Origin of the sequence: Roseateles sp. NT4 (assembly GCF_051857475.1) — a bacterium.
Taxonomy (GTDB): Bacteria; Pseudomonadota; Gammaproteobacteria; order Burkholderiales; family Burkholderiaceae_C; genus Pelomonas.
Window position 1 is genome coordinate 143464 of record NZ_JBPZGZ010000004.1, and the last position, 15321, is coordinate 158784.

The window sequence follows — 15321 nt, forward strand, 5'->3', positions numbered from 1 at the left end:
ACAAGCCGCCTTCGGGCGGCTTTTTTCATGTCATTTTTTTGAAGGGCCCACGGCCGTGTCGGCGGGCCGAGGCTTCAACAAGCCTGTCACGTTCGGTCATTACAACGCCGTTACCGCACTGAACGAGACACGGCATGAAAGTCACCGCCATCGGCACGGGTTATGTGGGTTTGGTCACGGGCGCCTGCCTGGCCGAGATGGGCAACCACGTGGTCTGCCTGGACGTGAACCCGGACAAGATCCGCACCCTCAACGAGGGCGAGATCCCCATTCACGAGCCGGGGCTGCTGGAGGTGGTGCGCCGGAACGTCGCGGCCGGCCGCTTGCAGTTCACGACGGACGTGGACCACGCGGTGCACCACGGCACCCTGCTGTTCGTGGGCGTGGGCACGCCGCCCGACGAGGACGGCTCGGCCGACCTGCAGTACGTGGTGGCCGCTGCGCGCTCGATCGGCCAGCGCATGACCGACTACAAGGTCATCGTCGACAAGAGCACGGTGCCCGTCGGCACGGCCGACAAGGTGCGCGCCGCGATCCAGGAGGAGCTGGAGAAGCGCGGGCGGGGCGACATGGCCTACGCCGTCGTCTCCAACCCCGAGTTCCTGAAGGAGGGCGCGGCGGTCGAAGACTTCATGAAGCCCGACCGCATCATCGTCGGCTCTGACGACGAGCAGGCCACGCTGCTGATGCGGGCCATCTACTCGCCCTTCAACCGCACCCAGGACCGCATGCTGATCATGGATGTGCGCAGTGCCGAGTTCACCAAGTACGCAGCCAACGCGATGCTGGCCACGCGCATCAGCTTCATGAACGAGCTGGCCTTGCTGGCCGAAAAGTTGGGCGCCGACATCGAACTGGTGCGCCGCGGCATCGGCTCCGATCCGCGCATCGGCTACCAGTTCCTGTATGCCGGGGCGGGCTATGGCGGCTCCTGCTTCCCCAAGGACGTCAAGGCGCTGGTCAAGACGGCGGCGGACAACGGCATCCCGCTGAAGGTGCTGACGGCCGTGGAAGAGGCCAACGAGCGCCAGAAGCGCGTGCTGGTCGACAAGGTCGTGGCGCGTTTTGGTGCAGACCTGAAGGGGCGGCGCTTCGCGCTGTGGGGCCTGGCCTTCAAGCCGAACACCGATGACATGCGCGAGGCACCCTCGCTGGCCATCATCGACGAACTGACCCGGCGCGGCGCCATCGTGGTGGCCTACGACCCCATCGCCATGCCCGAGGCGGCGCGCGTGCTGGGCCCGCGTGACGACGTGAGGCTGGTCAAGCGCGCCGAGGATGCGATCCAGGGCGCCGATGCGCTGCTGATCGTGACCGAGTGGAAGGAGTTCCGCACACCGGACTTCGATGCCGTCAAATCGGCATTGAAGACGCCGGTGGTCCTGGATGGCCGCAATCTTTACGACCCCCGGCTGATGAAGACCTTGGGCATCGTGTACGAGGGCATTGGTCGCAGCTGACCCCCTAACTTGGTGCGGCGGGCGTGCTGTTTGCTTGTCTATGCTCACCCGTCAATGAGTTAGGGAAGCAGTATGGCAAAAGCAATGATCCTGGCCGCAGGCCAGGGGACTCGGGTGCGCCCGTTGACCAAGCACACGCCCAAGCCGATGGTGCCCATCCTCGGCAAGCCGGTCATGGAATACCTGGTCGAGCATCTGGCGCGATATGACGTCAAGCAGATCATGGTCAACGTAGCCTTCATGCACTGGAAGATCGAGAATTACTTCGGATCGGGGCATCGCTGGGGCGTTGAGCTCGGCTATTCCTACGAAGGCGTTCGCGAGCAGGGCGAGGTGGTCTGCAAGCCTGTCGGGTCGGCAGGCGGCATGCGCAAGATCCAGGACTTTGGCGGTTTCTTCGACGAGACCTTCATCGTGCTCTGTGGCGACGCTGTCATTGATCTCGACATCGCCGCAGCACTTGCCGAGCACAAGGCCAAGGGTGCCATCGCCAGCGTGGTTACTCTCGAGGTGCCGCGCGACCAGACGAAGAACTACGGCATCGTCGTCGCCGATGCCGATGGCCGGGTGACCTCTTTCCAGGAAAAACCCAAGCCTGAAGACGCCAAGAGCACGCTGGCTTCGACCGGCATCTATATCTTCGAACCCGCAGTGCTCGACCTGATCCCTTCAGGCGTCGAGTTCGACATCGGCAGCCAGCTTTTCCCGTTGCTGGTGGAGAAGGGCCTGCCCTTCTTTGCCCAGAACCGGCCGTTCAACTGGATCGACATCGGTCGCGTGACGGACTACTGGGCCGTCACGCAGCAGGTCATGACCGGTGGCGTGGCGCAGATGGACATGCCGGGGCGCGAGGTGCGCCCCCAGGTGCGTGTGGGTTTGAACACCTCGGTGAACTGGGACAAGGTGCATATCGAAGGACCGGTGTATATCGGCTCCAACGTGCGCATCGAGCCTGGCGCGCGCGTCATCGGTCCGACGTGGATTGGTCACGGCTCCCACCTGCGCGCCGGCTCGGTCGTCGAAAAGTCGGTGTTGATGGAACACACCCGGATCGGCGAAGGCATGACGGTGCGGGAGATGATCATTTCGCCGCAGTACTGCGTGGATCGCAGCGGCCACACCAGCTACGTCGGCGATGAAGTCACGCCGTTGCGATGGGGTGATGCGCGCGCCTGAGAGACGCGGGTGGCGCGGCAGTGCCTGGGCGCTGCCGTCCCTTCGATGCGCTTCGGGCGCTCAGTCGAAAGTCCTGGCGTCGGCCAGCAGCGGGGCAGCCACGTCCTTGGCCGACAGCTGCGGCGTGATGTCGCCCAGTGGCCAGGCGATGCTGATGGTCGGGTCGTCCCAGCGCACGGCGCCCTCGCACTCGGGCGCGTAGCGGCCGCTGGTCTTGTAGAGGAAGTCGGCGGTTTCGCTGGTGACGACGAAGCCGTGGGCAAAGCCGGGCGGGATCCACAGCTGGCGCTGATTCTCGGCCGACAGTTCATAGCCCACCCAGCGGCCGAAGTTGGCGCTGGAGCGGCGCATGTCGACGGCGACGTCGAACACCGAGCCGGTGACGCAACGCACCAGCTTGCCTTGGGCGTGGGGATGCAGCTGGTAGTGCAGGCCGCGCAGCACGCCGCGCGAGGAGCGCGAGTGGTTGTCCTGCACGAAGTGGACGTCACGGCCCAGCGCCTCGTTGAAGCGTGCCTCGTTCCAGCTCTCCATGAAGAAGCCGCGGGCGTCGCCGAAAACCTTGGGCTCGATGAGCAGGACTTCGGGCAGGGCGGTGGGAATGACGTTCATGTCAGAAGGCGCGGTCGGTCAGGAGTTTGAGCAGGTATTGGCCGTAGCCGTTCTTGGCCAGCGGCTTGGCGAGGGCTTCAAGCTGGGCGGCATCGATCCAGCCGGCGCGGAAGGCGATTTCCTCGGGGCAGGCGACCTTCAGGCCTTGGCGCTTTTCGAGCGTGGCGATGAACTGGCCGGCTTCCATCAGGCTGTCGTGGGTGCCGGTGTCCAGCCAGGCATAGCCGCGGCCCATGATCTCGACGTTGAGTTCGCCCTGGCGCAGGTACTGGGCGTTGACGTCGGTGATCTCCAGCTCGCCGCGCGGGCTTGGCTTGATGTTGGCGGCGATGTCGCAGACCTGCTCGTCGTAGAAGTACAGGCCCGTGACGGCGTAGTTGCTCTTGGGCGCCTTGGGCTTTTCCTCGATGCTGAGGGCACGTTGCGTGGCATCGAAATCGACGACGCCGTAGCGCTCGGGATCGGTCACGTGATAAGCGAACACGCTGGCGCCGCTGTCGCGCGAAGTCGCGCTGCTCAGCAGGCCGGCGAAATCGTGGCCGTAGAAGATGTTGTCGCCCAGCACCAGGGCGCTGGGGTGGCCATCGACGAACTCACGGCCCAGGATGAAGGCCTGGGCCAGGCCATCGGGGCTGGGCTGCACGCAGTAGCTGATGTTCAGGCCCCAGCGCGAGCCGTCGCCGAGCAGGGATTCGAAGCGCGGCGTGTCCTGAGGCGTGCTGATGAGCAGGATGTCCCGGATGCCCGCCAGCATCAGCGTGCTCAGCGGGTAATAGACCATGGGCTTGTCGTAGACGGGCAGCAGCTGCTTGCTGACGGCCAGCGTGGCCGGGTGTAGGCGCGTGCCGGAGCCGCCGGCGAGGATGATGCCCTTGCGGTTTTTCATCGGGGAACCTCGGTGGATGTCGATCAAAGGATTTCGGTCAGCATGCGCTCGACGCCCTGCTGCCAGTGCGGCAGGTTCAGGCCGAAGCGCTGCTGCAGCTTGGCCGTGGACAGGCGTGAGTTCAGCGGACGCCGGGCCGGCGTCGGGTAGTCGCTGGTCGGGATCGGCAGGATCTGTTCCGGTGCCACCTTGATGACGCTGCCGCGGTCCCGTGCGAATTCGATGACGAAGCGGGCGTAGTCATGCCAGCTGGTTTCGCCGCCGGCGACCGCGTGATAGGTGCCGGTGAGGGCCGGGTTCACGCGTGCGGCGCGCAGCATGTGGGTTGTCAGGTCGGCGAGCAGGTCGGCACCGGTGGGGGCGCCGATCTGGTCGGCGATGACCTTGAGCTGCTCGCGCTCGGCGGCCAGGCGCAGCATGGTCTTGGCGAAGTTGCCGCCGCGGGCCGCATAGACCCAGCTGGTACGCAGGATGAGGTGCTGGCAGCCGCTGGCGCGGATGGCGTCCTCGCCCTCGGCCTTGGTGCTGCCGTAGACGCTCAAGGGGGCGATGGGAGCCTCCTCGTCACGTGCCTGGCTGCCGCTGCCGTCGAAAACGTAGTCGGTCGAGTAGTGCACCAGCAGCGCGCCCAGGCGTTTGGCCTCGATGGCCAGCAGGGCCGGCGTGGTGGCGTTGATCTGGCGCGCCAGCTCGGGCTCGCTCTCGGCCTTGTCCACGGCCGTGTGGGCCGCGGCATTGACGATGACTTGAGGAGCAATGGCTTGGACCTTCGCCAGCAGCGCGTCGGGCTGCGTGAAGTCGCCGCCGTCGTCATGGTCCATCGCGACGACTTCGCCGGCCACGGCCAGCGAGCGCTGCAGCTCCCAGCCGACCTGGCCGCCCTTGCCCAGCAACAGGATCTTCATGGCGTGTACTGCTTGGCGACCCAGTCCTTGTAGGCGCCGCTCTGCACGCGGGCGACCCATTCGGGATGGTCGAGATACCACTGCACCGTCTTGCGGATGCCGGTCTCGAAGGTTTCGGCGGGGCGCCAGCCGAGTTCGCGCTCGATCTTGCGCGCGTCGATGGCATAGCGGCGGTCGTGGCCCGGGCGGTCCTTCACATAGGTGATGAGGCGCGCGTAGGGGCCTTCAGCCGAGGGCTTGAGTTCGTCGAGCAGGGCGCACACCGTCTTGACGATGTCGATGTTGGCCTTCTCGTTCCAGCCGCCGATGTTGTAGGTCTCGCCGAGCTTGCCGCCGGCCAGCACTGCACGGATGCCGCTGCAGTGGTCGGTCACGTAGAGCCAGTCGCGGATCTGCTGGCCGTCGCCGTAGACGGGCAGGGGCTTGCCCGCGAGGGCGTTGACGATCATCAGCGGGATCAGCTTCTCGGGGAAGTGATAGGGGCCGTAGTTGTTGGAGCAGTTGGTCGTGACGACCGGCAGGCCATAGGTGTGGTGCCAGGCGCGCACGAGGTGGTCGCTGGCGGCCTTGCTGGCCGAGTAGGGGCTGTTGGGCTCGTAGGGGTTGGTTTCGGCGAAGGGCGGGTCATCGGCCTTCAGCGAACCGTAGACCTCGTCGGTCGAGACATGGTGGAAGCGGAAGGCCGCCTTGGCGTCATCCGCCAGGCTGCTCCAGTAGGCGCGCGTGGCTTCCAGCAGCGTGAAGGTGCCGTCGACATTCGTCTTCATGAAGGCACCGGGACCGTGGATGGAGCGGTCGACATGGCTCTCGGCCGCAAAGTGCACGATGGCCCGCGGCTGGTGCTTGGCCAGCAACTGATCAATCAGGCCGCGGTCGCAGATGTCGCCCTTGACGAAGACATGGCGGGCATCGCCTTCCAGCGACGCGAAGTTCTCGGGGTTGCCCGCATAGGTCAACACATCGAGGTTGATGACGGTCTCGTCTGACTGGCGCAGCCAGTCCAACACGAAGTTGCTGCCGATGAAGCCGGCGCCGCCGGTAACGAGGATGGTCATGTTCTTCCGTAGGTGTCTTCGAAGCGGACGATGTCGTCCTCGCCCAAATAGGAGCCGGACTGGACCTCGATGATCTCGAGCGGCACCTTGCCCGGGTTGGCCAGGCGGTGGGTCTGGCCCAGCGGGATGTAGGTGGACTGGTTCTCGGTCAGCAGGATGGTCTTGTCGCCGTTGACGATCTCGGCCGTGCCGCTGACGACGATCCAGTGCTCCGCGCGGTGGTGGTGCATTTGCAGGCTCAGCGAGGCACCGGGCTTGACCATGATGCGCTTGACCTGGAAGCGCTCGCCCGAGTCGATGCTGTCGTACCAGCCCCAGGGGCGGTGCACCTTGCGATGCAGGGCGTGCTCGCCGCGCTGCTCTGCGCCCAGGCGATTGACGATCTGCTTGACCTCCTGGCTGCGCGAGCGGTCGCTGACGAGCACGGCATCGGCCGTCTCGACGACGACGATGTCGGTCAGGCCGACGACGCCGACCAAGCGGCTGGTGGCGTGCACCAGGGTGTTCTTGCTGTCGGCGATCAGCGCGTCGCCGACGAAGGCGTTGCCATCCGCGTCCTTGTCGGCCACTTGCCAGACGGCTTCCCAGGCGCCGAGGTCGTTCCAGCCGGCGTCCAGGGCGACCATGCGCAGCGGGATGTCGCCGCCGGGGCAGCGCTCCATGACGGCGTAGTCGACCGACTCGCTCGGCACGGCGGCGAACTCGGCCTTGCCGGGGCGCACGAATTTGGCGTCGGTCTTGCGGGCGTCCCAGGCCGTGCGCGTGGCCGTGGCGATGTCGGGGCGCAAGCGCTCCAGGGCCTTCATCCAGACGCTGGCGCGCAGCACGAACATGCCGCTGTTCCAGTAGTAGCCGCCTTCGGCCAGGTAGCGCTGGGCGGTTTCGAGGTTGGGCTTCTCGACGAATTGCGCGACCGCGAGGCCCGCGGCATCCGCCGACGTGCGGATATAGCCGTAGCCGGTCTCGGGCCGGTCCGGCGTGATGCCGAGGATGGCGATGCTGCCCTCGGCGGCGATGCGCACGGCGTCCTGCAGCGCGGCGGTGAAGGCGGCGGCGTTGGTGACGGTCTGGTCGGCCGGCGTGACGACGAGGACGGGGTCGTTGCCGCCTTCCAGGGCGGCCAGGGCGGCCAGCGTCAGCGCCGGGGCCGTGTTGCGGCCCATGGGTTCCAACAGCACGCTGGTGGGCTCGAGGCGGGTCTCGCGCAGCTGGTCCAGCACGAGGAAGCGGTGCTCCTCGTTGCCGACGATGCAGGGGCCGGCCAGTTCGAACTCGGAGGAGGCCAGCGCCGCCAGGCGGCGCGCGGCAAGCTGGAACAGGCTTTCGTTGCCCGACAGCACCAGGAATTGCTTGGGATAGCCCGCGCGCGACAGCGGCCACAGGCGCGTGCCGGAGCCGCCGGCCATGATGACGGGTTGGACCTGGATCATTGTTGTAGTGCCGGTGTCAGGCAGGTTTGAATCCGTGGGGATTGTCGTGTTGCCAGCGCCAGCTGTCTTCGCACATGCGGGCAAGGTCCAGTTTGGCTTCCCAGCCAAGCAAGTGGCGAGCCAATGACGGATCGGCCCAGCAGGCCGCGATGTCGCCTGCACGTCGTGGCACGATCTCGTACGGCACGTTGCGACCGCTGGCCTTTTCGTAGGCGTGAACCAAGTCGAGCACGCTGTAGCCCTGTCCGGTGCCCAGGTTGACGGTCAGGGAGCCGGTGTTGGAAAGCAGCCATCGCAGCGCTGCGACATGGCCTTCGGCCAGATCTTCGACATGGATGTAGTCACGCACCCCAGTGCCGTCAGGCGTCGGATAGTCGTCGCCGAAGACGGACAACTTGGGGCGGCGGCCGACGGCCACCTGGGCCACATAGGGCATCAGATTGTTAGGCGTGCCGCGCGGGTCTTCGCCGATGCGGCCACTCTGATGAGCGCCTACCGGGTTGAAATAGCGCAGGCAGGCGGTCTGCCAGACGGAATCAGCGACGCCGAGATCGCGCAGGATCTGCTCGCCCATCAGCTTGGTGGCACCGTAGGGGTTGGTCGACGAGGTCGGTGCGTCCTCGCGCAGCGGCAGTTTTTCCGGCGCGCCGTAGACCGTGGCGCTGGAGCTGAACACCATGCGCATGCAGCCGTGGCGCTTCATGACCTCGCAGGTGTTGACGAGGCCACCCAGGTTGTTGCGGTAATAGGCCAGCGGCTGGCTGACCGATTCGCCCACGGCCTTGTAGGCAGCGAAATGCACAACGGCAGCCGGGCGATAGCTGCCGAAGATCTCGTCCAGGGCGGCTGCGTCGCAGACGTCGGCGCGCTCGAACTCGATGGGCGCGCTGGCGAGTTCGGCCAGGCGTTCCAGGACCGCCGGAGAACTGTTGGAAAAGTTGTCGACGCCGACAACGCGGTAGCCGGCACTCTGCAGGGCCAGCCAGGTATGTGATGCGATATAGCCGGCCGCACCGGTGAGCAGGACGGTGATCATCAGAAAAAGAGGGCTTGTGCGGTGCAGCCATAGCTGCTGGCGCTGTAGACGTATTGCGGCACGCTGTTGTTGCGATCGGCGTGGTCGTATTGGCAGCCGAGGCTGATGCCGCGCGAGTAGGACCAGCGCATGCCGAGGCTGTAGGTTTTGAAGTCGTCCAATGCGTCCGGCACGACGGCCCCTGTCGCGCTGGTGCGGGTGCCGTGATTGCGGCTCGCCTTGGCGTTCAGGTTGAGTTTGGCCGTGAGCGCGTAGGTGGCGCTCAGTTGTTCGGTGGTGTAGACGCGGTTCAGATCCGGCGCGCTGATCAGGGTTTCCTGGCCGGTATCACGGGCGTACTGCATATTCAACTGCAACTTGGCCGTGGGCTGCCAGTCCCAGCCAATGGAGCCGGTCGTGCTGTCGAAATCCCGGAGCTTGTTGTCCAGGCTGTTCTTGGTACTGCTGCGGCTGATCCGCGTGTTGAGTGCGCTTCGGCCCCCGGTGCTCCACCTTGTGGTGAAGTCGATGTCGTTGCGGGTGTAGTCATTGGGCGCGGAGATGACCACGAACTGCAGGTTGGTATCGAGCGCCAGGCCGACCGGATAGCGCGGAGTCGTGCCCTTGGTATGCCTGGCAGACAAGCCGAGCCTAAGGCTGCCTGCCGGCGTGGCATAGATGCCAACAGAGCTCGAGTTTTGATGGAAGGCGAAGCGGTCGTATTCCGGCGCGGTGAAATCCCGGCGGCGGTAGGACCAACTCGCCTCAAGCGTGTATCGCGTGGCGACACCCAGGCGTGCCAAGGCCTGATAAGCATCTTCCCGCTCGATGTTCTTCTTGAGAATCGGATCGACGCCGCTGCCGATATTGAAGTCGGCAAGAGATCGATCCGACTTGGCGCTGAGCACGCCCGACAGATCACCGACCGTCTGCCAGTTCAGCGCGCCGCGGAGCGAATAGGACAGGTTGTTCAGGTCACGGTTCAGCGAGTACCGGTTGTCCTGCGCCGAACCGTCCAGCGTCAGATGTTGACGACCGAGCTTTTCATCGATGCCGCCGAGCAGGCCGACGCTGGTCACCCGGTCATTGTTGGTGGCGCTCGACTGCCGGTACACATTGGAGACATGCGTCGCGCCGAACGAGCCGCCGACGTAGAAGGGTGTCGTGTCGTCGGTCTGGGCATGCGCGGACTGGGCCATCGCAAGGGCGACGATCAGCGGCGTGAGCGCCGAAAGGCGGCAGTTGCGGGGAGTCTTAATAGGCATGGCGATCGAAGACCACCAGCCGCACGGTGCGCAGGATGATCTGCAGATCGAGGGCCAGCGACCAGTTGCGCAGGTATTCCAAATCGTATTCGACGCGTGCCACCATCTTGTCGATGGTGTCGGTTTCGCCACGCAGGCCATTGACCTGGGCCCAGCCGGTGATGCCGGGCTTGACCTTGTGGCGAACCATGTAGGCCTTGATCAGCTTGCGGTATTCCTCGTTGTGCGCGACCGCATGGGGGCGGGGGCCGACGATGCTCATGCGGCCCTGCAGCACATTGACGAACTGCGGCAGCTCGTCCAGCGAGGTGCGGCGGATAAAGGCGCCGAAGGGCGTGATGCGCGCGTCGCCCTTGGTGGCCTGCTTGACCACCGGGCCGTTGTCCTGCGTCCGCATGGAGCGGAACTTGTAGACGACGATTTCCTCGCCATCCAGGCCGTTGCGCTTCTGCCTGAAGATGACGGGGCCGGGTGAGCTGAGCTTCACGCCGATGGCCAGGGCGAGCAGGATAGGCGAGATCAGGATCAGGATCAGCGAGGCCAGCACGATGTCGCTGACGCGCTTGATCAGTTGGTTGGTGCCGGTGAAGGGCGTCTCGCAGATGCCGACGACGGGCACGCCGGAGATGTCCTGCAGGCGGCCCTGGATGATGCTGATGCCGAACACGTCGGGCACGAAGAACAGCGAGGCCGTGGTGCCCTGGACCTGCTCCAGCAGCTCGACGATGCGCGGCTGGGAGCCCAGTGGCAGCGTGATGTAGACCTCGCGCACGCCCTTGTCGCGCACGAACTCGCTCAGCTGGGCCAGGGTACCGAGGATGGAGGCGCCCGCCTCGGGGTGCAGGCGCTCCGGGGCGCGGTCGTCGAAATAGCCCAGGCAGATGACGCCCTGGGATTCACGCAGCGCGCGCGCGACCTTATGGCCCAGCGGGCCGGCGCCGACCACGACGGCCGTGCGCCTGGCGCTCGGGTCGCGGGCCCGCCACAGCTGGATGCGCCGGCCGGTCTCGATGGCGGCGATCTGCATGACAGGTGTAATGACGGCCCACCACAGCAGCACCTCGTCCTCGAAATAGTGCAGGCTGTTGGTCGCATAGCCGCACAGCAGCAGGATGCCCAGCAGCACCAGCCACGAGGACAGCACGTCCACGAGGGCGCTGGCCGGGTGGTCGCCAAAGCGGTTGCGACCGGGGAAGGTGAGGGCGAAGACGAGCAGGCACAGCGTCAGGGCCGGGCGCAGCACCGGCTCGTCGAAGTGGCCGTTCACGATCAGGAACGTCAGAACGATGATGCCGGGCTCGAGAAAAGCGGCGATCAGGGACTCGACCGACTGCGGTGCGCTATAGAACGTCCTTTTGTAGCTGCGGTCCTCAAACATCGTGGCTAATGCGGTTGCCCCCCGGGGGGGTGGGAGGTAGGGGGCGGGAAAACGATCAGGGATTCTCTATCAACAAATTTGACAGACGGACCGCCCACGTCCCTTGTTCATGGTCCGCTGCCTACAATCTTGTGTATGTCTGCGTCCTGGTCCATGCCCCCCCTGCCTCCCTTGCCGTCCATCACGCCGCTGTTGATGCCGGCCCTACAGGACCGCCTGGTCCTGCTGATTAACCATGTGGTGTCACGCGAGCCCATTGCGGCCCAGCGCCTGAAGCCGCTGGCCGGGCGCAGCCTAGTTGTGCATCTGGCGGGCTGGCCGTCGCTGTTGCCAGCCGCCCCTGATTTGATACTGGGTGTCACACCTGCCGGCCTGTTCGAGCGGCTGGATGCACCATCGCAGGGCGCTGGCGGCCTGCGCATCGAGATCGACGCCTCCAACCCCGCCAAGCTGGCCCTGGGCACCCTCACGGGTGAGGCGCCCACCGTCAGCGTGCAGGGCGACGCCGCCTTTGCCGGCGAGATGCACTGGCTGATGGACAACCTGCGCTGGGACATCGAGGACGACCTGGCCGGCATCGTCGGGCCGCTTCCGGCTCGGCAGCTGGCGCAGTTCGGCCGCACGCTGCGGCGGACCTTGTCGGGCGTGGCCGCGCGCATGGCTCCCGCGAGCGGCGCATGAGGTTTGTCTCCCGGCTGCTGGTCATCCTGTGGACAGTCTGGCGCTTCGGTCTCGATGATCTGGCCCTGTCGGGCCTGCAGCGCCGGCGTTTCCAACTGCTGAGGCGGCTCACCCGGCTGGGTCGGCGCTGGCAGCAGCCCCGCGGCGAGCGGCTGCGCCTCGCCTTGGAGCGCCTGGGCCCCATTTTTGTGAAGTTCGGCCAGGTGCTGTCGACGCGGCGCGACCTGCTGCCGCTGGATGTCTCCCTGGAGCTGGCCAAGCTCCAGGACCGCGTGCCTCCGTTCCCGGCTGCGCTGTCGCGTGAGATGGTCGAACGGGCCTTCGGCCGGCCGCTGGAGGAGCTGTTCGCCACTTTCGACGCCGAGCCGGTGGCCAGCGCCAGCATCGCGCAGGTCCATTTCGCGACGCTGAAGGACGGCCGCGAGGTCGCCGTCAAGGTGCTGCGGCCGGGCATGCTGGACGTCATCGACGATGATCTGTCGCTGATGCGCCAGCTGGCCGTCTGGATCGAGCGTTTCTCGTCCGATGGCCGGCGCCTGAAGCCGCGCGAGGTCGTCGCCGAGTTCGACACCTATCTGCACGACGAGCTGGACCTGGTGCGCGAGGCCGCCAACGCCGCCCAGCTGCGCCGCAACATGGAAGGCCTGGACCTGGTGCTGGTGCCCGAGATGCATTGGGACCTGTGCAGTCCCGAGGTCATCGTCATGGAGCGCATGAAGGGTGTGCCGATCTCGCACCGACCTGCGCTGGAAGCCGCCGGCATTGACATCCCCAAGCTGGCCCGCGACGGCGTGACCATCTTCTTCACCCAGGTGTTTCGCGACGGCTTCTTCCATGCCGACATGCACCCGGGCAATATCCAGGTCAGCCTGGCGCCCGAGACCTTCGGCCGCTATGTGGCGCTGGATTTCGGCATCATGGGCACGCTGACCGAGGTGGACAAGGACTACCTCGCACAGAACTTCATCGCCTTCTTCCAGCGCGACTACAAGCGCGTGGCCGAGCTGCACATCGCATCCGGCTGGGTGCCGCCCGAGACCCGGGTCGATGCGCTGGAAAGTGCCGTGCGTGCCGTCTGCGAGCCTCATTTCGACCGGCCGCTGAAGGACATCTCGCTGGGCCAGGTGCTGATGCGCCTGTTCCAGACCTCGCGCCGCTTCAACGTCGAGATCCAGCCCCAGCTGGTGCTGCTGCAGAAGACGCTGCTGAACGTCGAAGGCCTGGGCCGCCAGCTCGACCCCGAACTCGACCTCTGGGCCACGGCCAAGCCGTTCCTGGAGCGCTGGATGAACGAGCAGGTCGGCTGGCCGGCTCTCGCCAAGCAGCTGCAGAAGGAGGCGCCGCGCTTCGCCCAGCTGATCCCCGAACTGCCGCGCCTGCTGCACGACGCGCTGAAGAACCAGGCCAAGCACGGCGGCGACAGCGACATGACCGCCCTGGTGCGGGAATTGCGTCGCACCAACCGCTTGCTGTCCGGCCTGCTCTGGGGTGCGGCGGGCTTTGCCCTCGGCGTGGCCGCGGCCTGGCTGACGGTGCGCTTTCTGGGCCTGACGCTCTAAGTTCCACTCCCTAGGGCTTCCAGGCGGTGCCGCCTTCATAATCCGCGCCGTTTTTCGGTCCTACCCGCTCCACGCCCATGAACACCACGCTCATCGTCTTCGTCGTGCTCTATCTGCTCGGCACCCTGGGCATTGGCGTCTGGGCGGGCACGCGGGTCAAGAACACCGCCGACTTCGCCGTCGCCGGCCGCAGCCTGCCGCTGATCATGGTTGTCACGACGACTTTTGCGACCTGGTTCGGCGCCGAGACCGTCATGGGCCTTCCGGCCAAGTTCGTGCAAGGCGGCTTGGGCGCCGTCGTCGAGGACCCCTTTGGCGCCGGCTTCTGCCTGGTGCTGGTGGGCGCCTTCTTTGCGGCGCGTCTGTACCGCATGAACCTGCTGACCATCGGCGATTTCTACCGCCAGCGCTTCGGCAAGGGCGTCGAGGTGTTCTGCTCGCTGGCCATCATCCTGAGCTATCTGGGCTGGGTGGCCGCCCAGGTCACGGCCCTGGGCCTGGTCTTCAACATCCTGACCGACGGCGCCATGAGCCCGCAGACCGGCATGATCGTCGGCCTGCTGGCCGTGTTGGTCTATGTCGTCATCGGCGGCTTCCTGGCCGTGGCCTGGACCGACTTCATCCAGATGATCGTGCTGGTCTTCGGCCTGGGCATCATCGCCGTCTTCGCGGCCGACCTGGCTGGCGGCGCCGGCAAGGTGCTGGACCTGGCCAAGACACGGGACCTGGGCCGCTTCCTGCCCAACCCGACCTTCACTGAGATGGCCATGTTCCTCGGCTCGGGCCTGACCATGATGCTGGGCTCCATCCCGCAGCAGGACGTCTTCCAGCGCGTCATGTCGGCCAAGGACGCCAAGACGGCCAAGCGCGGCGCCATGATCGGCGGCTTCAGCTACATCGCCTTCGCCTTCGTGCCCATGTTCATCGTGCTGGCCGCCGTGGCCGTCATGGGCGACAAGGCGCTGGAACTGGCCCAGAACGACTACCAGCGCGTGCTGCCCAGCTTCGTGCTGGGCCATATGCCGCTGCTGATGCAGATCCTGTTCTTCGGTGCGCTGCTTTCGGCCATCAAAAGCACCTCGTCCGCCACGCTGCTGGCGCCGACGACCAGCTTCGTCGAGAACATCCTCAAGCAGATCCGCCCCGGCATGAGCGACAAGCAGTCCCTGGTCGCCATGCGCGTGACCCTGGTCATCTTCGCATTCGCCGTGCTGGCCTACGCCATCGCACTGCAGGGCACGTCCATCTACGACCTCGTCAGCGCGGCCTACCAGGTGACGTTGGTGGCCGCCTTCGTGCCGCTGGTCTTCGGCCTGTACTGGAAGCGCGCGACCACCCAGGGCGCCGTGTTCTCCATCTTTGCCGGCATCGCCGTCTGGGTGGCTTTCTTCCCTCAGGTCACCACCTGGGGCGAGCGCTTCCCGGGCCAGCTGGCCGGCCTGCTGGCAGCCCTGGCCGGCATGATTGTCGGGTCGCTGATGCCGCAGATCCTGACCAATCGCCAAGAGCACGTCAGCCATCATCTGCAGCCGCATTCCTGATTCTGGCCGGCATCCCTTAAAATCATGGGCTTTTCGCCTCTGACGAGCCCACCATGCCGATTTATGCCTACCGCTGCAGCGCCTGTGGCCACGCCAAGGACGTGCTGCAAAAGCTGTCCGACGCGCCGCTGACCACCTGCCCGGCCTGCTCGGCAGAGAGCTTTTCCAAGCAGATCACCGCCGCCGGCTTCCAGCTGAAGGGCTCCGGCTGGTACCAGACCGACTTCCGTGGCGGCTCCACCGCTGCGGCTCCGGCGCCGGCCGGCGAGGCCGCCAAGCCCGACGCGCCCAAGACCGAGGCTTCCTCCGCTTCGTCCTCCACCCCCTGCGGCGGCTCCTGCGCCTGCCACTGACCGGA

At 66.0% G+C, this 15321-nt stretch carries 14 protein-coding genes; 6 read left to right on the forward strand and 8 right to left on the reverse strand.

Going from position 1 to position 15321, the window contains the following annotated elements; translation table 11 throughout:
• Nucleotides 1–134: 134 nt before the first annotated feature.
• Both ACS5PN_RS23865 and ACS5PN_RS23870 read left to right on the forward strand, forming a co-directional pair.
• Nucleotides 135–1460 (forward strand): UDP-glucose dehydrogenase family protein, encoded by a 1326-nt coding sequence (locus ACS5PN_RS23865; protein ID WP_439466520.1) that lies wholly within the window; start codon nt 135–137, stop codon nt 1458–1460.
• Nucleotides 1461–1544: 84 nt separating this feature from the next.
• Nucleotides 1545–2636 (forward strand): sugar phosphate nucleotidyltransferase, encoded by a 1092-nt coding sequence (locus tag ACS5PN_RS23870; protein ID WP_439466521.1) that lies wholly within the window; start codon nt 1545–1547, stop codon nt 2634–2636.
• 60 nt (nt 2637–2696) lie between these two features.
• On the opposite strand, the gene rfbC is transcribed toward ACS5PN_RS23870, so the two are convergent.
• From rfbC to ACS5PN_RS23910, 8 genes are read right to left on the reverse strand one after another with little or no spacing between them, the layout of a single operon-like run.
• Nucleotides 2697–3248 carry a dTDP-4-dehydrorhamnose 3,5-epimerase gene (gene rfbC / locus ACS5PN_RS23875; protein WP_439466522.1) on the reverse strand — a complete coding sequence of 184 codons (552 nt, stop codon included), beginning with the start codon at nt 3246–3248 and terminating at the stop codon, nt 2697–2699.
• Between the two features lies 1 nt (nt 3249).
• On the reverse strand, nt 3250–4134 hold the full coding sequence (gene rfbA, locus ACS5PN_RS23880) for a glucose-1-phosphate thymidylyltransferase RfbA (protein WP_439466523.1): 885 nt from the start codon (nt 4132–4134) through the stop codon (nt 3250–3252).
• Nucleotides 4135–4157: 23 nt separating this feature from the next.
• Nucleotides 4158–5039 carry a dTDP-4-dehydrorhamnose reductase gene (gene rfbD / locus ACS5PN_RS23885; protein ID WP_439466524.1) on the reverse strand — a complete coding sequence of 294 codons (882 nt, stop codon included), beginning with the start codon at nt 5037–5039 and terminating at the stop codon, nt 4158–4160.
• The gene (gene rfbB / locus ACS5PN_RS23890) at nt 5036–6094 is read right to left on the reverse strand and encodes a dTDP-glucose 4,6-dehydratase (protein ID WP_439466525.1); all 1059 of its coding nucleotides are present in this window, start codon (nt 6092–6094) and stop codon (nt 5036–5038) included. The genes rfbD and rfbB overlap by 4 nt, the downstream gene beginning before the upstream one ends.
• Nucleotides 6091–7524 carry a mannose-1-phosphate guanylyltransferase/mannose-6-phosphate isomerase gene (locus ACS5PN_RS23895; RefSeq protein WP_439466526.1) on the reverse strand — a complete coding sequence of 478 codons (1434 nt, stop codon included), beginning with the start codon at nt 7522–7524 and terminating at the stop codon, nt 6091–6093. The genes rfbB and ACS5PN_RS23895 overlap by 4 nt, the downstream gene beginning before the upstream one ends.
• A gap of 16 nt (nt 7525–7540) precedes the next feature.
• The gene (gene galE, locus ACS5PN_RS23900; RefSeq protein WP_439466527.1) at nt 7541–8560 is read right to left on the reverse strand and encodes a UDP-glucose 4-epimerase GalE; all 1020 of its coding nucleotides are present in this window, start codon (nt 8558–8560) and stop codon (nt 7541–7543) included.
• Entirely contained in the window at nt 8560–9804 is a 1245-nt protein-coding gene (locus tag ACS5PN_RS23905; protein ID WP_439466528.1) for a hypothetical protein, read from the reverse strand. The genes galE and ACS5PN_RS23905 overlap by 1 nt, the downstream gene beginning before the upstream one ends.
• Nucleotides 9794–11182, reverse strand: coding sequence for an undecaprenyl-phosphate glucose phosphotransferase (locus ACS5PN_RS23910; protein WP_439466529.1), 1389 nt, complete (start codon nt 11180–11182; stop codon nt 9794–9796). Before ACS5PN_RS23910 ends, ACS5PN_RS23905 begins: the two co-directional genes overlap by 11 nt.
• 153 nt (nt 11183–11335) lie before the next feature.
• On the opposite strand from ACS5PN_RS23910, the gene ACS5PN_RS23915 reads away from it, so the two are divergent.
• From ACS5PN_RS23915 to ACS5PN_RS23930, 4 genes are all read left to right on the forward strand, one after another.
• On the forward strand, nt 11336–11863 hold the full coding sequence (locus tag ACS5PN_RS23915) for a hypothetical protein (protein ID WP_439466530.1): 528 nt from the start codon (nt 11336–11338) through the stop codon (nt 11861–11863).
• Entirely contained in the window at nt 11860–13422 is a 1563-nt protein-coding gene (gene ubiB, locus ACS5PN_RS23920) for a ubiquinone biosynthesis regulatory protein kinase UbiB (protein WP_439466531.1), read from the forward strand. Before ACS5PN_RS23915 ends, ubiB begins: the two co-directional genes overlap by 4 nt.
• A 77-nt stretch (nt 13423–13499) precedes the next feature.
• Complete coding sequence (locus ACS5PN_RS23925) at nt 13500–14963, forward strand: sodium:solute symporter family protein (protein ID WP_439466532.1); 1464 nt, start codon at nt 13500–13502, stop codon at nt 14961–14963.
• Nucleotides 14964–15016: 53 nt separating this feature from the next.
• Complete coding sequence (locus ACS5PN_RS23930) at nt 15017–15316, forward strand: FmdB family zinc ribbon protein (protein WP_439466533.1); 300 nt, start codon at nt 15017–15019, stop codon at nt 15314–15316.
• Nucleotides 15317–15321: the final 5 nt, after the last annotated feature.